This window comes from Mycoplasmopsis gallinacea (assembly GCF_012220205.1).
Taxonomy (GTDB): Bacteria; Bacillota_I; Bacilli_A; order Mycoplasmatales; family Metamycoplasmataceae; genus Mycoplasmopsis; species Mycoplasmopsis gallinacea_A.
The window spans coordinates 925,810-949,565 of sequence record NZ_CP047225.1 but is presented as its reverse complement, the minus strand read 5'-3'; the positions used below and the strand labels follow the sequence as shown (position 1 = coordinate 949,565).

6 protein-coding genes are annotated in these 23,756 nt (G+C 28.4%); 5 read left to right on the top strand and 1 reads right to left on the bottom strand.

Annotated elements, in window-relative coordinates; genetic code table 4:
- Positions 1-356: 356 nt before the first annotated feature.
- Positions 357-1,283, bottom strand: a complete 927-nt coding sequence (locus GOQ20_RS03700; protein WP_167845456.1) for a hypothetical protein — start codon at positions 1,281-1,283, stop codon at positions 357-359.
- Between the two features lie 442 nt (positions 1,284-1,725).
- Here GOQ20_RS03700 and GOQ20_RS03695 point away from each other — a divergent pair, with 442 nt between their 5' ends.
- The 5 genes from GOQ20_RS03695 to GOQ20_RS03675 all read left to right on the top strand — a co-directional run bounded on the left by GOQ20_RS03695 (position 1,726) and on the right by GOQ20_RS03675 (position 23,655).
- On the top strand, positions 1,726-3,375 hold the full coding sequence (locus GOQ20_RS03695) for an ABC transporter ATP-binding protein (RefSeq protein WP_167845455.1): 1,650 nt from the start codon (positions 1,726-1,728) through the stop codon (positions 3,373-3,375).
- A 1-nt stretch (position 3,376) separates the two neighbouring features.
- Positions 3,377-5,200, top strand: a complete 1,824-nt coding sequence (locus GOQ20_RS03690) for an ABC transporter ATP-binding protein (protein WP_167845454.1) — start codon at positions 3,377-3,379, stop codon at positions 5,198-5,200.
- A 108-nt stretch (positions 5,201-5,308) separates the two neighbouring features.
- On the top strand, positions 5,309-5,569 hold the full coding sequence (locus tag GOQ20_RS03685; RefSeq protein ID WP_167844892.1) for a hypothetical protein: 261 nt from the start codon (positions 5,309-5,311) through the stop codon (positions 5,567-5,569).
- Between the two features lie 406 nt (positions 5,570-5,975).
- Positions 5,976-15,113 (top strand): hypothetical protein, encoded by a 9,138-nt coding sequence (locus GOQ20_RS03680; RefSeq protein WP_167845453.1) that lies wholly within the window; start codon positions 5,976-5,978, stop codon positions 15,111-15,113.
- Positions 15,106-23,655, top strand: a complete 8,550-nt coding sequence (locus GOQ20_RS03675; RefSeq protein ID WP_167845452.1) for a hypothetical protein — start codon at positions 15,106-15,108, stop codon at positions 23,653-23,655. Before GOQ20_RS03680 ends, GOQ20_RS03675 begins: the two co-directional genes overlap by 8 nt.
- Positions 23,656-23,756: the final 101 nt, after the last annotated feature.

The window sequence follows — 23,756 nt, the reverse complement described above, 5'->3', positions numbered from 1 at the left end:
CCACATTATACCATATATTTACTATATATGAAATAAAAAAATAAAAAATTTCTTAATATATGTAATATATTAAGAAATTCAAAAAGTCTTAAAAAAGACCAAAGTGTCAAAGTTAGGAAAACCACAAAGACACCTCAAAACTATTGAGGTTTCTTTGCAAATTAAACTTTTTTGTCTACTTTTCGCGCCCTATTTTAGTTAGTCAAATTATAATAATAACTTTCACAATTGGTAATTTTGTTTTAAACAACCATACAACTACTAAATACCCCCCCCGAAAAGGGTAAGTAAAAAGACAAGTGGTTTTCATAAGTTTTTAAGTTTCATAATTTTTATTTCCTTTATTATTTATAGTATTAGTCCGCAATAGGTAAATCTAAACTATCTAAAAAACCGTTTAATAAAGAAACATTTTCTCCAAAAACACTATCAAAGTATTGTTCTTTAATTTCTCCATTTTCTTTTACATAAAATGTTTTTTTGGTTTTATTTACAAGGTTTAATTTTTTTTCTATTCTAACCATTCTATCTTCACTAATGATTATTTGTTTGAGAATTTCTTTAAGATTATTATCATTTACAAAAACATCAATTTCGGTAGGAAAAAGACAGTAAATTAGACTTGTAAATTGATTTACAATTGAATAATTAATTGGTTGGTAGTATCAACGGGTGTTATTTAACTCCTGGACGGTTAAATTTTGATTTCCACTTTCAGTTCTAAAATCAAAATAAGTAAATTCAAATACATCTGCATAAGGAAGCGATGTAGTTTTAAATCTATTTTTTTGAATAATTGTAGCATTTTTAATGTTTTCAATAAGAGTTTGTTTAAATTTTCTTATTTTTTTATCAAGTTCGTTTCCATCTTCACTATAAAGTTTATTAAACATAAAATTTCTATTTCTTTGTAGTAAATTTGGGTCGTTATAAACTTTTTCAATGTAAGCGGGTAATTTAAAAACAATGTCTGTTAGTTGTAAAAAATAATTTACATAAGTTTCTTTGTATAAAGAGTATTGTTTTAATAAGTTTTTTTCTTCTGGGTTTCAATTTTTTTCCGCTAATTTTTTTGTAAGTGTAATTTGGTTTTGAGTTTGAAACTCTTTTAAAATTCTAACATTAGAATTATCTTGCTGGGTGTTAGTAATACTTGAACCATTATTATCTCCACTCTTTTCTCCATTATCACCTGCATTATTTTTATCATTACACGCTACCATAAATGGTAAGAAACTACCTGTTAAAACAACAGGTGAAAGTTTAATTAATTTTCTAATCATATTTTCCCTTTCTCAAGTAATCTTTTTCATTTTTATTAAAACAAAAAAAAAAAAAAAGAAGTGACCCGAAAAGACGAAATTAGCTAAGAATAAGGCGTTTTTGTCTAAATGCAAAAAATAAATTAAGCAAAATTGTCTATTTTTTCCAAAAAGACAAAAAAAGGCGAGCTTTTAAGTAAAAGCGAGCCCGAATTTTTTAAATTTTTTTAAATGATTTTTCTTTTTATTGATAGAGAATTTACAAACACAAATTTTAATGTTATAAGGAAAAATATGAACTAATTTAATTCATTTGAAATGTTTATAATATTTAATTATGATTAGAATTTTGAATTTATTAAATACAAAAACAAAGCTAAGAATTTTGCTTTGTGCTTTAATTTCAATTCTGCCGAGTTTTTTTGAAATGTGAATTCCGCAGTTTATAAAGCAATTTATTATAATGATTGATCATAACAAGACAATTGAAGTTGTTAGAATTTTTCATTGACAAATTTATCCACCTTCGTCTTTAAGTGTGTATCAATTTTTAATTATTTTAGTTCTTACTTCTGGACTTCTTAATTTGATTTTATGATTTACTTCACAAAGATTATGTGAATATACAATTAGTCACATTCGTCATTTAATTAGATTAAAACTATTTGACAAAATTATTCACTTAAGCAAAGATGATATTACTGAGCTTTCACAAGCTACAATCATTAATTATTTTGGAAATGATATTGGTAAAATCAATGCCGGTTTTTATGTTTTATGTCGTTCTTTATTTAATGGTTTATTCTTGATTATTTGAGGTTTATTTTTCTCATTAAATCTAGATTTAAACTTATCAATTGCCATTTTTGTAAATATTCCAATCGTAATTATTGGTTCGGTTGTAGCGATTAAATTTCTTTTTCCTTTATTTAGAAAGGAAAATTATATTTTAGATAAATTAGCAAATAATGCCAAAGAAGATATCAACGGAATTGAACTTATTAAAGGTTATAACTTAGAACAAACTCGCTTTGAGCACTATCAAAAAGAAAATAATAACTTACTTAATTTAAATTACAAAGTATCTTTTAGAGATTCACTTGCGTGACCCATTATTCACGCTTGCATTGCAATTGGAAATATTCTAGTATTTATAATTTTTGGAATTATGGCTAAAAATTATACAAATAGCAACATCCAAAGTCAAGTTGGAAATATCTATCAATTTTTAGCTTACCTTTCACTCATTTCTTCAGGGATTTTTCAAGTGTGTTTTGAATCGAATAAACTTTTTAGAGCTAGTGCTAGCTCTAAAAGAATTTATGAGGTTCTTAATTTAGAAAGCAAAATCAAAGATGTTATTAGTGAAATTAAACCAACTAATTGATCAATTACTTTTGAAAATGTTTCTTATATTTACCCAAATAACCCAGATTTAGATGCTCTTAAAAATATCTCTTTTGAACTTAAAGCTAATTCTTCACTTGGAATAATTGGTTCAACTGGTAGCGGAAAAAGTACCATTGTTAATTTACTTACTAGAGAAATTTTACCCCACCAAGGAATAGTTAAAATTGGAGGTTATGATTTAAACTTAATTGATACAAGTTATTTAAAAAGCAATATTTCTGCAGTTATGCAAAAGAATATGCTTTTAAGTGGTTCAATTAAGGAAAACATCACTTTAACTAAGGAAAATGCTTCTGAAAGTGAAATTTATCAAGCTATTAATATTTCACAATCTCACTTTATTAATGAATATGAAAAAAGCTATGAACAAATAATTGGTCAGCATGGAATTAACTTAAGTGGTGGTCAAAAACAAAGACTTAGCATCGCACAAGGAATTATTAAAAAACCTAAAATTCTAGTTTTAGATGATACTACTAGTGCATTAGATAACCAAACTGATAAAAACGTGCAAAAAGAAATTTTAAATAACTTTAAAGATATTACCCTGATTATCATTTCGCAAAGAATTAGAACAATTGAAAACTTAGACAAAATCATTGTTTTAGATAAAGGAATGATAGTAGGAATTGGAACACACCAGCAACTATTAAAAGATAATAAATACTATCAAGAAATATTCGAAAGTCAAAAGGAAAAATAAAATGAGAATAAGGATATCAAACCGGAATGAGAAAATTTCATTTAAAGATCTTAAAGAAATTTTCTCGATTTTACCTTTTAGTAAAAAGCAATGATTTTTACTTCTTCTTTTTGTCTTTTTAACAGCTGGAATTGGTAGTTTAATTTCTTGATATATTGGTTTTTTAGTAAGTCACTTTTTTAGTAGTGACAATTTTGAACAGATTTGAAAAGATCAATATTCTTTCTATTTCCTTTTAGTTATTATCTTGTTTTTCTTTTACATTTTTGAAAGACTCATTTCCATTTTTAACTCACTAATGCTTTCAAAAGCCTTTAATTTATATGCTAAAAACTTAAGAGAAACTTTATATTTAAAAATTCAAAGGCTGCCGATGAACTTTTTTGAAAATGAAAAAACTGGTGATTTAATGGCTGCAATTAGCAATGATACTGAAAATTTAGCTAACTCACTTTCAAGTATTGTTTCAAACATTTTAAGGGTCATTTTTACGTTTGTTTTAAATGCAACTTTAATGTTTTTATATGCACCAATTCTAGGGCTAATTTCAATTATTTTAGTTCCATTAACTGGGCTTATTTTCATTTATATAATTTCGAAAACCAAAAAATACTTTAGAAAAGCACAAGATGCTTATGGAGAATATAACGGTTATATTGAAGAAATTTTAGATTCACTTCCAAATATTAGAATTCATCAAAAGCAACAATTAGTGTATAAAAGATTTGAACAAATTAGTTTAAACGAACGAAACGCAGGAAGAAAATCAGTTCTTTTTTGACATATTTTATACCCAAGTTACAATTTTATTAACATTGTAAATCAGCTGCTTATTGTTTCACTAAGTACTTATTTTTTCTTAAATAAAATGCCTAGCTATGGAATTAAAGAGCTAGATTTTGGGGTAATTACTTCTTTTTCAATGTATATTTCATCATTAACGAGTCAAATTATGACGGTACTTAGTTTTTCAAATACATTGCAAAATGGCCTTTCATCTTGAGATCGAATCAAGCGGATTTTAGAATATCAAATTCCTTTTGAAAACGAAAAACTTGATTCACTTAAATTTATTAAAGGTGATATAGAATTTAAAAATGTCAATTTTCATTACCCAAACCTCAAAGACAATGTGGTTTTAAGTAATATTAGTTTCAAAATACCTGCACAAACTAGCTTAGCGCTAGTTGGGCATACTGGAAGTGGAAAAAGTACTATTTCCAAGCTTTTAGCTAAATTTTATGAGCCAAGTAGTGGAGAAATTTTAATTGATAATCAAAACTCAATTAAAATTAACCAAAAATCTTGAAGAGATAAAATTGCCATTATTTCCCAAGATACATTCCTTTTTGAAGATACCATTTTTAATAATTTAAAAATGGTCAACCCAGATATTAAAGAAAAAGAACTCTTTGAAATTTGTAAGCTTACCAAAATTGATGAATTTATCAATAAGCTTCCTAGTGGCTATGAAACTATTTTAATTAATAATGGACGAAACCTTTCTGAAGGGCAAAGACAACTTCTTTCAATTACTAGAGCTTTAATTTCGCAAAAGCCAATTATTATTATGGATGAAGCCACTTCAAATATTGATACTATAACAGAGAAAAAGATTCAAGAAGCTTTAAAATACTTAAGCAATAAAAAGACCTTATTAATTATTGCGCATCGCCTTAGCACCATTATTAATGCTGATAAGATTGTGGTGTTAGAAAAAGGTAAAATTATTGAGCAAGGAAAGCATTTTGAACTTTTAGATAATAAAGGAAAGTATTTTAATTTATATAACTCGATTCTAAATGAAGCTAAAAAAGATTTTTAAACCTAAAAATAGGTTTAAAAAAATATTTTCACAGTTTCTAAATAGATTTAATAAAATATTGCTTTTATATTATAATTAGAAAAACTGACTAAGCAAGGAGAATAAATAATGTCATTAGAAACACAAGAAGTACAAGAAATTAAAGAAGAAACACAAAACGAAAACAATCAACAACAAGAAGAACAAAAACCAGTTTGAACAACAAAAAGAAAAATCTTCTGAGGACTTATGATTTTATTAATTGTTGTCTTACTTGTTTTAATTTGCCTTGAGATTGCATACATCGCTGACTTTTATAAATATAAAGATACAGGATTAGATGGTCGTTTATGAACAGTTCTTCAAAGACAAAGAGGACTTTTTGGTTAATCCCAATTTGTATTTCAGATAATTAAAAAATAGCAATATCATCCTTGCTATTTTTTAATTACTAGCCTGAGCAATTTCATACAAAAAATTAAAAAAAGCGTCAAAAAAATTACAAAATATAGCTTTTTAAAAATTACTAAAATTTGTAAATTAGAAAATGAATAATTTATTTTTTTATTACTAAAAAAAGCATTAAATTCTTTTTATACCATATTTTAGGGACAAACGAACAAGTTTCAGACTTGTTTTTTTTTTTTTTTTGTTATTAAAACTTTAAAATAAATCTATTAATAATAAATTATTAATAAATATAAGTAAAAAATATACGAAAACAAAATTTATGTAATTAAAAAAACACTATCTACATAAATTTAATTACTTTGAAAAATAGGTAAGAGAGGTAAATATGAACAAAAGAAAAACCTTATCTAAAACAACTGTTGCAGTTGGTGCTATTGCAGCTGCAGGTTTAGCTGGAGTTGTTCTTGCTTTAAAAGAAGAGCCAAAAAATAACCGTGAAGTTTATGTCAATAAAGAATTTGGACAAATCAAACAATTTGAAAACAAAATTGTTGATTACCTTAACTCACACATTGATCCAAAAACTAAGCAATCTACTTTAAGCAAAGAGACACAAGATGAACTTTATGGAATTTTACTTGAAATTCAACACAACAAGCAAAATCCAGATTACAACTCACTTAGTGCTCAACAACTTGCTAATAAACTTGATCGTGACTTTGATTATGCACTTTTAAATGATGCCATTAGAAAGAATTCTCAAGAGGGGATAGAGAAAGCTTTAGAAGACATCACAAACCAAATCAAGGATCCAGAACTTAAAGCTCAATTTTTAGATAACAACAGAGACATTATCAACTCACTTAAAAATGGTGATATTAATGAAGCTGAAAAACTTGAACTTGCTAATAAGTTAAAAGAGCAAACTCAAGGAATTTTTGATCGTCAAAATGAAATTATTGTGCCAGCACAAAACATCTTATGAAAAATTAAAGATGAACTTGCTGAAAATCCAGAAAATTACAAACCAGAAGATAAAGCTAAAGTTCAAGGGCTTATTAATGCTCTTGAAGCAGCTTTAGATCTTAACACTATTTCAGCTGAGAATGTTTCTCAACTTACAGATGATCTTGAAAATGCACTTGCAAATCTTTCAGAAATTAAAAAAGAAACAGAGCTTGAGTATCAAAAATACTTAAACAAAAGTGAAATTGCAAGACAAAACATTCTTGATTCAAATTTAAGCAATGCTGAAAAAGAAAAATTACTTGCAAAAGTAGATAAATACGATGAAGCTGCAGCTTCAAAAGATTTAACTTATGCAAATAACAAACTTGACGATTTAAAAGAACTTGAAAAATTAGTAGATTCAATTCAAGAAGAATTAAATGATCAAAACAAAGATAAATCAACATTAAAAGACGAAATTAAAGCTATTATTGATGCTGCTCCAACTCTTGATCATGCTAATTTAAATGACACTCTTATTAGCGACCTTGCTAAAATTAGCGAGGCTTTAAATGATCCAAATATTTCTAAAGATAAACTTATTGAGCTTAAAAAAGATGCTAAAGCTAAAATTGATTTTGCACAAAGTCAACAAAAATCAATTGATAACACAAACGCTTTAATTGATCAAGCTAAAGAAAACAACTTAATTTCTACACCACAAGAAACTGAATTAAAAGATGAAATGACTTCAATTAATGGTGAAGATCTTTTAGCATTATCTGAAGATGAAAATGAAAAAATTGATGATGTTATTGAAAAATTAACTCGTGCTCAAAAAATCAATAGCGACTTAGAAAAATTACAAGCTTTAGTGGAATCCAAACTTCCAAGTGAATTTGCAGATAAACCACTTCTTAATGAAATTTTAGCTGAAGCTGAAGCTTTAAAAGCACAATCATTAGAGCAATGAGATGATCTTGATGGGGAAGAAGATCGTACATGAGAAGCTGAAGATAAAGTAGCTGAACTTTTTGACAAACTTAGAGACGCAAATAAAAATGAACTTAAAAACTTAATTGCTGCAGGGCAAGATGCACAAAATAACCCTGATGTATCACCAGCAATTAAAGAAGCTTTAAAAGCTCTTGAAACAGTTTCTACACCTCTTACAAATGATTATTCAAGTGCTACAAGCAAGCAAATTGAACCAAGAATTGAAGAGTACAAAAAATTACTTGATGATGCACGTTTAAGTGAAAAAGTAGCTCAAATTAACAAAGAAACTAACGCATTTAAAGACACAATTCCACCAATGGCAGATGGAAATGACAGAAACACTCAAGCAAATCTTTACAAAGATAAAATTGATGCTTTATTAAACAAAATCAACACTGTTCATTCAGATCCAAACTTAACTAACGAGGAAAAAGAAGCTCAAATTGACGAGCTTTATGACCAAATTAAAGCTCTTGAATCTCCAAAAGCTGACCTTCAAAAATTAATGGATGAGCAAGATAAGCTTTTAGATATTATTGCTAGCCTTGATGCTAACCCAGAAATTAAAAGACAACTTCTTTCAGAAATTAATGACGCAGACCGTCTTTTAAATGCTCAAAATGATGTATTTAAAAACCCAGATCAAAATGATATTGAACGTGAAGTTGAAAAAGTTAAAGAACTTGAAGATTTAATTAAAGAGAAAAGAAATAAACTTATTTCTGATCAATACTACCAAAAAGCGTTAAAAGCAATTAATGATGGTTTTGCTCCTTACCGTAATGGTGTAATTCCAAGTGAACTTGAGAAAAAATTCAAAGCTGAACTTGAAAAACAAAAAGCCATTTTAGATGATCCAAATACTGACCAAGCAGCTTATGATGCTGCTGTAGCTGCGATTAAAAAACTTCAAGATAACATTAAAGCTGCTGCTGATTTAGAAAAAGAACGTCTTGCTTTACAAGATGAAATTAGAAAAACTGAAGATATGGGTCTTGGAGCTAATAAGCCAGCAGAGCAAATTGCACAGGCACAAGCTAAACTTGATGAAATTAATGATTTTATTAATAATCTTACAGATCCAGCTGTTGGTACAGGTAAATACGGTGAATTAAAAGCTGCTGCTATTAAAGAAAAAGAAGATTTACAAATTGCTCAAGAAAAAGCTAAATTCAAAAACGCTCTTGATGATTTAAAAACTTACATTACACCTTCAGAAGAAAATGATCCTGCAGCATATAAAGAATTAGAAAAATTAATCACAGATAATATTACAAATCAACAAAATTTAGCTGAAGGAATTGTAAATCCTTCTACAAATGCTAAAACTATTCAAGATACAACTGAAAAAGTTCAAAACAACATTCCTCTTGCTGCTAAATTAAAAGAAGCACAAGCTAAATACAAAGAACTTGTAGATACTTATCCAGAAGTAGCTGCGCAACTTAAAGCAGTTATTGAAGCAAATACAATCAACTTAAATGATCCATCTTCAGAAATTGATGCAAAAATTCAAAGAATTGCTGAAGAATTAAACAAAATTGAAGCTAAAAAACGTGTTGCTGATGCACTTAAAGAAATTGAAAAAGTTTATTCAGAAGATGATGCTGATAAAGCAATTTTTGCTACATCAAAACCTAATCTTGAAAACAAAATTGCTGCTTTCAAAGAGAAATTTGCTAATCCAGATTTAACAGCTGCTGAGCTTGTTGCACTTCAAAGAGAAATCGAAAGAGCTAATAATTTAGGAGCAACTGAAAAACAAAACTTAGAAAAAGCTTTAGATGATAAATATAAAGAAGCAAAAGCTTTATATGATGAACTTGCATTAGAAGCTACTTCAAAACGTGGAATTGCTGAAGATAGTTTAGATAAACTTAATGCTGCTTGAGCTAAAATTGCTGCTCAAAAAGAAGGTGATAACTTTATTAATGCAGCTACTCCAGAGCAAATTGAACAGCTTATGAAAGAAATGAAGCTTGAATATCTTAAAGATGTTTTTGAAGATAAAAAAGCTAAAATTGAAGCTGTTAAAGATGCTTTCCCTGAGACAACTTCAACTACAAATGGTGATACAAGCCCAACTGAAAAACTTGCCCAAAACATTCAAGATTCAATGGATAATTGACTTGAAAAAGTAAATTCAGAAGATCCTAAACTAACAGAAGCGCAGTTAAATGAATACATTAGTAAAATGGATTCACTTAAAACTTATGCTGATGAGTCTACAAAATTACTTGATGCATATGGTGATACTCAAAATAAAGAGGAAATTATCAACGCAATTAATGAGAACTTAATTGATCCAAATGCTGATGATAAAGCTGTAATTCAAGCTAAAGCTGAAAACCTTAATACAGCTAGATATAATGCAGTTGAAGAAGAAAAATTACGTAAACAAGTTAATGACAACCTTGAAGCTTTAAAAGCTGAAATTCCAGCTGATTCATACGGAACAAGTCAATTAGCAGGTCTTACAGAACTTCTTGATAAGAAACAAGAAGAACTTGCAAATGCACAAGGTAAAGATGCAATTAAAGCAATTGAAGATGTTTACAAAAAAATTAATCAAAACATCGATGAAATTAAAGTTCTTGCAGGTAATGTAGATAGTCTTGATACAAAAATTAAAGAAGCTCTTGCAGAAACTCAAGATCCAAAAATTGAGGCTCTTCAAAATAGATTCAATGAAGATTTACAAAAAAGAGCTAGCGCTAAATACACAAACCCTGATTCAAAACAAATTAGTGAATTAAACGAAGAAGTTAAAAACTACGAAGCTCTTTTAAATGCTATTAAAGACTTTGATAAAAATTATGAAAATGTTAAAGCTAAATTAGAAGCTATTGACTATGCTGATGGATTTGGAAATATTGATAATTTAACATTCAAAATTAATGAAGAAGCAACTGAAGAAAGCTTTAGCAATTTAACTAAAGAATCAGTTAAAGCTAAAATGCTTGCTTCACTTGAAGTATTTAAAAACTTTGCAGATTCAATTGATTATGCAAATACACAAGTAAACACTCTTGAAATCAAAAAAGAACTTGCAATTATTTCAGTTTCACTTGAAAACTTCAAAAACTTAGTGACAGCTCAAGAAGAAGTAATTAATACTGATTATACAAATGTTAAAGACAATGCTACAGCTAAAAAAGCTGAATTTAGCAATTTAAATGTATCTCCTGATTCATTAAAAGACTTTGGATTTGATTTTGATGCTAAAAACATTGGTGAATCAATTTTAAATTCAGAAATTGCTGCTAAAGAAGAAGCGGATAATTTAAACTATACTGATGCTGAAGCTATTAAAGAACAGCACAGTCAAGCACAAGAAGAAAACCAAACAATTCAAGCTAAAATTGCAGCTGATAAAGCAAAACTTGAACAAGTTACATCTACAATTGATGATTTAGTAACTCAAATTACAAGATACAGTAACCAAGTTAGCTTACGTGTTAAAGAATTAGAAGTTGCTAAAGAAAGAGTTACTGAACTTCAAGCTCAAAGAAGTTATGATTCATCTCTTTCTGAAAACACTATAACAAACGCACAAGCTAAAGTTGTTGAAATTGAGGCTCAAATTGTTGATCTTAAAGAAAAATTAGCTACTTCAAAAACTCAATTGCAAGAAGCTCAAGATGAAGCTAAAAAAGCTTTCTACCAAATTCAATATGATTTATTTAAATACAAACAAAATCTTGATCTTCAAAACAAATTAGCTGAAGCATTATTTACTGTTGCTTCACAAGAAACAAATAATGATACTAAATTCAACTTAAAAAATACAGCTTTAACTTGAAAAAATGAAGTTATTAACACTAAAATTAGTGACTTACAAAGTGAGCTTGAGGAAAAAATTGCTCTATTTACAAATAGACAAATAAAAATCCAAAGTATTAGAGATAATATTGAAACTCTTAATGAAAAATTATCTAAAGATGAACCTAAATATGCAATTGCAAATAGCAAAATTAGCCAGGCTTATCTTGATATTCTTAACTACATTTCAGAAAGCTACACTACAACTGATTTAGATAATTACACAGATTATATTTCTGCTGTAAATAAAGTAGTTGATCCATACAAAATAATTGCTGATAAAGTAAGTGATTTAGAAGCTAAAGTTACTGAAATTGAAGCTGATGATTATGCTAAAGAAAATGCTCACATGAAATCATTACTTGATCAAGTAAAAGAAGAAATTAGCTTTATTAAAGGTGATTTACTTGTAGATTCTAGAACAATTCTTTCAATTTACCAAAATAATGTGGATCAAAACATTATCAATGAGTGAAAGAGATTATTACAATTCCAAATTGATAAACTTGAATTTTATAAAGCATATGTAGCAAGCCAAAAAACACTTGATTCATATAAAGTGCAAAACAAAGATACAGCTCTTGCTAATAGTGAAAATGTATTCCTTGAAGCAAATGAATCTGCACCACTTCAAAAAATCTTAAATGACATTTTCAAAGAAATTTACTACACAAATTCGTATTATTCTTCTGAAGAATTTAACAAAAACTTCAAAGAAAAATACTTAACAGGTGAAAGTGATACTTCATTAAAAGTTGCACTTGCTAACTCAATTAACCTTAAGAAAGTTCTTACTAAAGCAGAAGCAATTTATGCAGCTAGAAAAGTAAGTTCTGATGGTGCAAATGCTGATACAGCTTTAATGAATGATCTTTACGTGCAATTAAATCAAGAAATTGCAAAAGCTAAAGAGCAACTTACCAAATTAAATCATGATGAAATTTCTAAATCACTTGAAATTGACAAAATTGATGATGGTTCAACAGGGCTTATTGCTAAGTTAAAAGATCAAAAACTTAGAGAATTAAAAGCACAACTTGCTAATGCTAAAGATGTTAAATCATATGTAGATAGTAACTATGGATTTAATAATGGTCCAAAAATGGATGATTTTGAAGCTCAGGCTATTGAGCAACTTCAAACCTTATCAGATAACCAAGGTCAAACAGAAGAAATTGAATTCATTAAGCAAAGCAATCAGTTAATTGAGCAATCAAAAGCTAAAATTAAAGCTCAACTTTTAGCATTATTCGAATATGAAAGAAACAGTTTAAGATCACTTCTTGTAAGATCAAAACAATATGCTCAAATTTTCAAAGGTGTAGATTCTGAAATTGCTTCTAAATCAATTGATAAAGCTGAACTTGCTAAGTTATATGGATTATCATCAAGTGATATTGAATCATTAATTACAAGCATTCAAGCTATTGAAAGCTTTGATCCTGCTTTATGAAATATTGACAATGATTATACAAATTCAACTGCTAGTTATTCAGAATCACAATATGAAAATTACACTGATACAATTAATGAAATTAAAGAGAAAAGAAAAGATCTTAACTCTAAATATACACTTGTAAAACAAACAACAACCTTAAAACTTAAGAGCTTTAAAACAGAATTTGATGAAGCTAAAAAAGAACTTACAGCTCCAAGTGCAGGTGCTGATGGAACAACACCTTCTAACTTAAGAACTATCATTAATGATATGCATTTTGACACTTCAAGTAGTGAGTATTTAAGTTCATTCTTAGATACAACAAGTTTTGATAATGCAACAAATTCAACTCAAGGAACAAATCCTTTAGATGAGCCAGTTAATGATGCTGATAAAGATGCTCTTGTTGCTTCAAAAAATAAATTCTTAGATTATTCAAAAGCTATCTTAGAGCAAAATACAAAATGAAATAAATTAATTTTTGGTGATAGTGAAACTGATAACAAAGCGCTTAAAAATATTTACATTGATTACATTCAAAGAAGATCTCAAATTGATGAGTACTTAAATCTTTGACTTGATACTAATGCAGTAGATCAAAGAGATACTATCTTTGCTGAGTTTAAAAAACAATTCAATGTTCAAAGCGCTCAAGCTGAAAAAATCAAAAATGATACAAATACTTCATTAGTTAAAAAAGAACTTGATGCATCTGATTTAAATTCACCATCAATGGTTCTTCTTAAAGTAAAAAGAGCTTTAAGTTCTGCAAAAGGATTTAGAGACTGATTAAATAGTCCAGTTAACAAACAAGATCTTTTTGAATACCTTTACAACAAACCAAGTCAAGATTCATACCACTATAATTACAATGATTTAGAACTTGTAACTGGTAAATATGCTGATGATTGAACAGATGCTGTAAGCAAAATTCAAGATGCTGCATACACAACAGTTAGAGTTGGTGGGGTAGATAAAAAAGCTCTTTTAGTTGATGGACAATCATTCTTAGACTTATTTAGCAAATTCTCAATTGTAAAACAAAATAGCAAAATCTTCAATAATAGCAATGTTAAAGTCTACTTATACATTGATGAAGATGGTCAACCTTTATTAACAGATATTGTTCAGGCTAACCCAAGTTACAAAAATGTAAAATACAACATTTTAGTTAAATTTACAATGCCTACAAATAATAATGATTCAACAACTTCAGTATTCAACGATACGGGGGAAGTAGTAGTTTACTGAACAGGAGTTGAATCAAGATTTAAAACTTATTCAGAAATTAAAATTAATAACGATTGATTCTCAAGTACAAAAGGATTCTTCAAAACTGATTGATCTAAAAAAATGAGCGAAAATTGAAAATCTACTCCTGTTGAAAACCTTCCAGGTGCAGTATTATTTGATTATGCAAAAGGTGGAGTTACACCGGAAACAGCACCTAGTGTTATTGTTTCAGGATATAACGACTTACAATCACTTTATAATGAACAAACTTACTTACCAATGTATTCAGAAGACAAACTTACTGAATTAAAAGGTCAATCATTTGAAATGAATGACCCGTTTGTAGAATTAGATCCTAACTTAAAAGCTGCAAAAGCTAGAGTATCAAAATATCCAGCAAATGAGCAAGCTGAACAATGAGCGCAAGAGCTTAAAAAATGAAAACGTACTTTAGATATTCAAAAAGAAAGAATTAACATTAACATTTCAGCTAAAAATGGCGGAAACTTTAGATACAAAGGTAAAACATATGCCAAAAGTGCTGATCTTACATTCTGAAGATTATTACCATCAGATAACTATGGTTCAATTTCATATGTACCTCACTTAATTGCTATTCCAGTTTATGATGTGGATAGCAAGAAAATGGGAATTATTCTTTGATTATTCGAAATTGTTCCTTCATCAAGTGCTAATTACTTTATTGCAGGTATTCCTTGAGCAAACAGATCTATTGCTTACGTATCTAATTCATACACATATTCAGATACTGATGCAGCTGAGAATTACAAAAAATCATTACAAATGGCTAAAGATGTTCTTTCAGAATACGTTAACAAAAATACTGCTTATGCAATTGCTAACACAACTGGTGGACCAAGTGGTACAACAACTTCATTCCCACCTAGAGGTGCTATTTACTTTGCGGATGGAAAAGGTGCTTCAGATGCAACTGATGATGGAAACGGAATGACATTTGCATCAAACGGATTCGTTAACACATTTAACATAGATTACATGGCTAAAATTTACAAATCAGATCTTGAATTACAAAATAATGAAGAAAGGGAAACAAATGAGTAATAAAACTAAAAAAATAATTGGTGGAGTAGCCGCTGCAGCTGGTGTAGCTGTAGCTGCTGCTACTATGCACTTAGTGTTTATTAAAGAAACTATGGGTCTTGACCCAAATTCAGCTTTAGTAACATTAAGTTATAGCTACTCTGCAATGGAGCAAGCAAGTAAATCAAACTACTTTAAAGACAAAATTAGTTCCGAATCATTTGAAAACATTAAAAACTATAATGTTGTTTTAAACAACAAAAACTTAACTGATAGAGAAAAAATTCAAACAATGTCTGATTCATTAAATAAGTTAGCTCAGGAAGTATCAAATGCATTTTCACCAAGTATGCCTAAAGAAGATTATTTAATTCTTAAGGATATTTTAGAAAAGCAAAAAAACCTTTTACGTGAAACAACTTTAAAAAGTAACTTTAGCTTAGGTCCTACAATTGAGCTTGAAAAAGCTTTCGCTAGATACGAAAGTGATCCTTCATACGATATTTCTGAAGCGCTTCAAGAATATCAAAGAAAGCTTCAAGAAGAACTTGCAAAACAAAACGGATACTTACAAGTTGCTGATGAATTAGTAAATAAAGCTAGAGAGTTTGAAAAAACTTTCCCTTATCCTAACTTAAAAAATGATCTTCTTGATTCAGTTGATAGTTTAGAAAAATATTCAAATGGATATGAATTTACTTTAAATGATCTTGAAACTAAAGAAATTGTTGTTCAAAATAAATTAAATAAACTTGAAGAACTTAAACAAAGAATAGACAAAAAAATAAACACAGGTGATTCACTTGTTGATAAAGCTAACCAATTATTAAATTCAGATATTAACCCAAAACTTAAACAAGAAATTCAAGATGCCATAAATCAATACAATAATGTTAAAAATAACTTAAGTTCAGAAGCTGATTTAGATGAAGCAATTCAAAACTTACAAACCACTTTATTAAAAGAAAGTGATTACCGTAAAGATCCAGAAGAACTTAAAAAAGCAATTAAAGATTTTGTTGCTACAGAGCAACTTGATATCTTTGATGATTTATTCAGAAAAGATCTTCCAGATTTAGATAATCTTCCTAGCGATACTGAATCACTTGCAGATATTAAAAAACAAATCAATGATAATTACAATAACCTTAAAGCTTTAGAAGATGAATTTAAAGACTTAGAAGCTCAAATTGATGATGCTTATGATAAAAAATTCCTTTCTGACATTGACAAATTAAGACTTGATAATTTAGAAGATAAATTCAGAAAAGCAGCTTCAAAAGAAGAAGCTCAAAAAATCCTTGATGAAATGAAAAAAGTCTTTGATAAAGCTGTTTCAGATTCAAAAATCATGATGGATGAGCTTGATAATTTAAGAAATGACATCAAGTGATTAAAAGATCAAGAAAATCTTAAACCAAATATTTCATCTGATTTAGATGAGCTTGAAAACAAAATTGATGCAACTAAAAACCTTGGAACTATTCCTGTTGCTGAGCTTAAACAAATTTACAAAGCTTGATCAAATGAACTTAAAAATGATTATTTAGACCAAGCACAAAACTTAAATGACCAAATTCAAGCCTTAAAAGATCTTTATAACAATGATCCAAGTGATTATGCAGCTGATATGCTTGCACAAATTGCTGATTTTGATGATTTAACCAAAAAACTTTCAAGCACAACCGATCCTATTACAATTAGCAACTTAAAAGATGCAATCGAGAAAATGAATGATTTTCTTGCTATCAAACCAGTTGTTGATAAATACATCGAAGTGCAAAAGTTAATTGATGAGAAAAAAGATCATTTAGATGATATTTTCAACGTGGATAATGATCCAAATTATGTGCCTACAGAAGTTGAAAAAGTTTTTGCTACTAACTTAGATAATTTCAAAAAACAAGCTGAAGATCTTAAAAACTCTTTAAATGCAGATAATGCAGATGAAGTTAAAGCTGCCCTTGAAGAAATTGCTAGAAAAGTTCAAGAAAACACTGAAAAAGCACTTATTGCTAAAGATTCTATTGATGCAATGGATAGAAGTGACAATCTTCTTGCCAAAGCTAACACTTTAGATGATAAACCATTAAAAGAAATGCAAGATGTTGCAGCTAAAAAAGCTGCTCTTGATGCAATTTTAAAAGATCCAAACACAACTAAGGAACAATTAAAACAAGCTCAAGAAGAACTTTCACTTGCAAATGACAAATTAGCAAATGCAATTAGTGAAAAAGAACAAAACAAAATGTTCAATGATCTTAAAAAGAAAATCAATGAAACATTCCCAAATACTAAAACTTCTGGGCCTTTAACACCAATTGAAAAAGCTCTTTTAGATAAATTAGATAGCATCAAAGAAGCTTATGCAAGAGATAAAACAAATCCTGAAAACATCGATAAAACCAAAGAAGATTTAGCTAAACTTGAGCAAATTCTTCCTTCATTAAAAGATCTTCAAGATACACAGCTCCAAGCACTTGTTCCAGCTATTACTGAAACAGAAGAATCACCAAATAAAGGTACATATTCAGCTGAAGAGCTTCCAAAAGCTAATGAAATTCAAAACAAAATTAGCGATCTTATCGACGCAATTAAATCAGATAACATTCCTAACTCAAGCGAAGTTGCAACACTTAATAATGATGCTTTAAATGAAGTTAATGCCTTAAAAGTTGCTAAAGCTAAAGATAATATTGTTGCTTTAAATAACTTAATTCAAAATAATAAAGTTAATAACCCTACAACTGAAGAAGAAAACAAAATTAACGAAGGTATTAAAGCCATCGATGATTTTGTTCAAGATGCTCTTGCTAACAAAAACCAAGCTAGCGATATTGAGCTTGCTGAAGAAAAAGTGGCTGCATTTAACCCTCTTGTAGATGAGCTTAAAAAAGCTACAGATTTAATGAACCAATTAATCGCTGAGCAAGGGGATACCGATAAAAACCAAAAATTAATTGATCAAATTAAAGAAGCAATTAAAAATAATGGAATTAATCTTGCTGATTCACCAAGTGAAATTAATGCTAAAACAGAAGCTCTTAAAGATTTCCTTGCTAAAGAAGAAGCTAAAAAAGAACTTAACGATTCAGTTAAAGAAGATGTACAAGCTGTTCTTGATCAAATTAAAGATAAAGCAATTCAAGTGCAACTTGTAAATGACCTTGAACAACTTAAACACGAAGCTGAACTTTTAGTAGAATCTCGTACTGCTACAGCTGAAGAAATTAAAGCTAAAAACGATGAAATTCTTGCTAAATTAAGTGATATTCAAGACAAAATTAGAGAAAACGAAGAATTATATCAACAAAAAATCGATAAAATCGAAGCTCTTAAAGAAGAAATCGATCCTAAATATGCAGATAAACAAAATCTTCCTGAAAGTGAAAAACCATATTATCTTAAAGCAATCGATGAATACAATGCTTTAAAAGATGATCCAAGAACCACTTTACAAGATCTTGATGATATGTATAAGAAAATTCAGTTTGAATTTGATCGTGATGAAGCAATTAAAGCTACTCAAAGATTAAAATCAGATATAGCGCCAAACGCTGATGATTCAAACAATCCTTATAATGAACTTACAAGTGATTCTAAATCAGGATATGCATCAGTTAAAAAAGCTGTTGATCTTTTCACAGATAATGTTCTTACTGAATTAAATGATCCAAAAAATACTTATAGTAACTATGATCCAGTTGCGACAAAAGAAAAAGTAGATTCAGCAACTCAATTATTTGATGTTCAAAAATTAGTTGCTAAGAAGATTCTGCTTTTAAAAGAGGAACTTGCTGAAGAACAAACTAGAGATAGTGATAGAGATAAACTTGAAAGCGACATTAAGGTTCTTAATGACATGCTTTCAAATTCTCTTGTTAACTTTACTGATTCAAAAGAAGATATTGAAAACAAAAAATCTGTTTTAGATGAACAATTTGAAGAATATAAAACATTCGAAATTAAAAGAGATGAATCATTAGGATTTATTCAAAGATTAAGAGAAAAAACAGAAGATGCTATTGGTGCTTATGATCCAACTGGACTTGCAAACTTAAATAGTGTTTATGACGCTTTCCTTGATCAAGTAAACAAAGCTTCTACTTTAGATACTTTTGAATCAGTTAATGAAAAGGTTAAACTTTTTGAAAATAAATTACCTGCAATTACAGAATTTGCTAAAGCAGTCAAAGTGGCAAATGATGATTTCCTTTCACAAAATAGTGATTCAGCATTCTTAAAATCATTAAATACTGAACTTACTCGTTTAATTAATGAAGGTGAAGCACTTGTTGTTGAACAAAGTGCTAATTCAGAAGCAATTAATGCTAAAACAGATGAAATTAAAAAATACTTAGAAAGATTAGCTGTTATAAAAGAAATTCATGAAATAATCGAAAAAACACGTAAAGCTAATAAAGATATTGAATATTACGTATACAATGGTCAAGATAGTGAAATCAAGAAAACTGAAGTTGATAATTGATTAGATAAAATTCAACAAGATGCTTTCAATGAAAAATCAAAAGATGAGCTTGATAAGATAAAAGTTAGAGCAGAAGAAGCTCAAAAAGTTGTTGCAAAATACAAACAGATTTCAGAGCAAATTCAAACATACAAAAACTTAACAAATACTTTTGCGGGTAATGAAGTAGATGCCAAACTTCTTATTCAAGCGTTATGACAAAATACAGCTAAAAAGCCTTACTCACAAGATAAAGACAACGTTGAAATTAAAAATGTAATTAACAATTTAGATAATAAAAATGCTCAAATTCAAAACTTAAATGATGAAAGAACAGCACTTAACAATTTAATTACTGAGTATAGAGAAGATTCTGCAAATGGTCTTGCAAATGCAGATCTTAAAAACAATCATTTAGATCTTTACAATGCTCTTAAAAAGAGAGTGGATGATTTATACAAAAATAAGGTATTAAAATCAACATCTTTATCTGATTTAACATCTGCAACTATAACAGTAGATGGTTATAAAAAAATAATTGAACAAACACTTCAAAATAAATTTATTGATCTTTCAACTATTGTTAAAAAAGCTGAAGAAAAAATTTCATCAAATGTTTCAACTGATACTGAAGTTAATAAAGAAATTGAATCTTTAAGTGCTGAAATTAAAAAAGCAAAAGCAGGATTTTTAACATTTACAACTAATGATCAAATTTCTAAGCTCGTTGACTCAATTAAAATCAAGATGCTTAAAATTGAAATTTTAGTTGATTACCAAAAAATCAAAGAAACAGTTCAAACATCAAGTCTTTCACAAACAGATAAAGCACCTATTAACGCGCTTTTAAATCAATTCCTTACTGAATTTAAAGCACAAACAGGTGATGATTCTGAAAAATTAAAAGCTATTAAAGATAAATACCTTAGCAGAGCTCTTAATGATTCATATATTAGCGTAACTGGTGAAAGTGATTTAATTGATGCAAGCAAAAACAACATAGTTCTTCAAGCTTTTGAAGATTCAAAAGAATTAAGAAGAAGAATTGATCTTGCAAATTACTATTACAACGAAAGACAACAAGGTGATAATTCAAATATCATCGATACACCAAGATCTAAAGAACTTTATGCTGAATTAAAAGCAATTATTGATTCAGCAGAGCAAGTAATTGCATCTAATCCAAATGACGAAAACGCAAAAGCTCATAAAGCTTACGAACTTCAAGAAAAAATTGATGAAATCCGCACAGAAAAATTAAATCAAGTTAAAGCTCTTTTAGCACAAACTGAAAAATTACGCAGTGAAATTACTGCTCAAAGTTGAAGTGCTAACTCAAGCTATGAAACTAAAGCAATCAATGATTTAAAAGCTATCACTGAAAATGATGGAACAGCAAATACTAAATTACCTGAAAATATAACAATTAAAGATGTTAACTTGAAAATTTACTATGCAAATAAAGAATTTGAAAATCAAAAAGAAAAAATTTGAAACGAACAGCAAGCAACTTTAGTTGAAGAAATTAAAAAACTCGATAAATTAATTGACGCTTTTTCAAGTTCAAACATCAGAAGCAGTGTTGATATTAAAGATGAAGAATACAATGTCTTAATTTCTTTAAAAAATAAACTTTCAAGAAGAAGTACATTTACATATTCAGAATTATCTAAATTAACTGAAGAAACTTTTAAAGAACAATATCCAAGTGATTCAATTGATGCTTCAGATTCATTATTTACTCAAGAAGTTAAAGTAATTTTAGGTGAATCAAAAGCACAAATTGAAACTGGAATTAATAAATTTAACCAAATTTACTCAGATAATATGAAGAAATACATTGGTAAAGAAGATTCTTCTAAAGGAATTATTAGAGACTTTAGAGATACAATTTCACCATTTATTGCTTCAGAAGATGAGCAACAAGCAAGTTTATTTAAACAACTTGGAATGACCGAAATTATCAATATTTTCAATAACAAATTTAATGTGGCTTACAATGCGTTTTTAGGTATAGAAGGTGCTTCAACTGATGAAACTAACTATAATACATTAGTTTCAACTACAGATCCATTAGTAATGATGAATAAAGCTGGTTCTTTATATGACTTAAAAGGCTTAATGAAAGAACTTGTTGAGCAAATTCAAAAAGACTTTAAAGGTCTTTACACATCTAGAGCTAACTTAAATGAAATTATTACCGACCTAAGTTCATCAAACAAAATTGATACAGCTTACTGAGCTATTAATACTTTATATAGCGATGCATATAACTCATACAAACAAAATGTTGATGATATTAAGCCAGATTTTGTTAACTTAAGTTCTAAACTTGCAGCAAATCCAGAAGAAACTTTAGAACAGTTAAAAGCAAGACAAAATGAATATGCTAAAACTGAAGCTAAAAAAATTGTTAACACAATTAACCAAAGTGAAAAATTCTTTACATGATTAGAAGACAATCTCACTGATGCTGAATTAAATAAATTAAAAGAAGAAACAAATACTACTAAATTCAACGTCGAAAAAGCAGATACTTTTGCTAACAAACCACGTAAATTGCTTCTTTTAAATGATGTAGTTAATAAATTTACTCAAATTACACCTTTAGATTCAACTAGATATAATGATTTTACAAATAGAATTGATTTATTAGGTAACGAGGCTTCTGTTAAAGAGATTGATATTACAAACTCAAGAGAATTAATGAACTTATTTACTAAGTTCAAATTCACATCCAAAGATTTACAAAACCAATTTAACTCAGATAATTTAAGAGTAATCATTAAAAGAAGAAGCGATGCTTCATGATATACAATTGAAAACCAAAGTAATGACTATTCAACAACAAAAGTCCTCTTTGATGTTGTTTATAGATTTACACCAAGAAATGTTCAAAACTTCGATAACTTTACAACTGTAGAATTTCAAAGCGATCAATTACTTATCAAATTCAAAACAACATCGATGCTTGAAATCCAGCCAGGAAGAAGTGTTTTTGTTTCAAATAAAGATGGAACAGATAAATTTGGTTCAGATATCAAGCAAACAGTTATGAAAATTAAAGACACCGGATGAAACATCAACCAAACAGATGAAGAATTATTAACTCAATTCTGAAATGGTCTTTCAACCAATATCTTTGGTGGTGTTGGTTCACAAAATTCAATTAAAATCTCAGATGAAGATTACAAAAAAGCTAGTGCTGCAATTAGTGCAGATCAATTAACTGGTGATAATAATAAAGTTGCAAAACTTATTAAAGAAGGAAAATTAGGATTAAAAATTTCTATTCCAGTTTCAAACTCTTTTTCTGGTTCATGAACAAACATTATCGACTCTAATAATGGTAGATATAAAGTTTACTTAAGTCCAAATGACAAAGAAATGATTGTATATGGAATTTATCCAAGTAAACCAATTTCTCAAGGTTCTCATAATAATGGTTATGGTGACAGAGATTTACCATTCAAAAATGCTTATGGAAACTTATTTAGTGGTACAGATATTTATAAAGCTATGCCGCAAGTTGAAGTGTTTAAGTGAGTATTTCAATTTGAAATAGATTCAACAACAAAAGAAGTCAAATCATACATTAAACATCTTGAGTCTAGAAACTTTACAAAAGTTCGTAATTTAATGGTGGATGGATACAATTCTCTTGGAACTAGTGATGTAGATAAACAAGTGTGAACTGCTGATAAATTCGCTGAATTTGTTTATAAAAACGATTTAATTTTTACCCAAAACAATTCTAATTTAGAATTTAATGTACCTAGATCAACTGATTTTAACTCAATTAATAGCTTTGTTATTAATTATCAAAGTCAAGCTGCAGTGAAATACATTTTAAACCCACAAGATAGTGTATTTGGTACAAGTAAGAGTGATGACACTTGAAAATTCTTCAAATCTGGTATCGACCGTATGGGTGGAATATTAATTGAAAATGGAACAATTAAAGAAAAAAGAGATTTAAGGACTATTCATTGACCATATAATTCTAGTTCTGCAGGAGATGAAACTATTGGTAACATTTTCTCTATTCCATACCAAAGTACTATTCAAGAATTCAAATTCAAAATTAAAGATTAATAATTACAATTATTAAAACATATAAGTGCCAAGTTATCTTGGTACTTTTTATTATTCTTATGAGCACTCTCAGTAGCCTAATTAAGTCTTTAATAGGGACA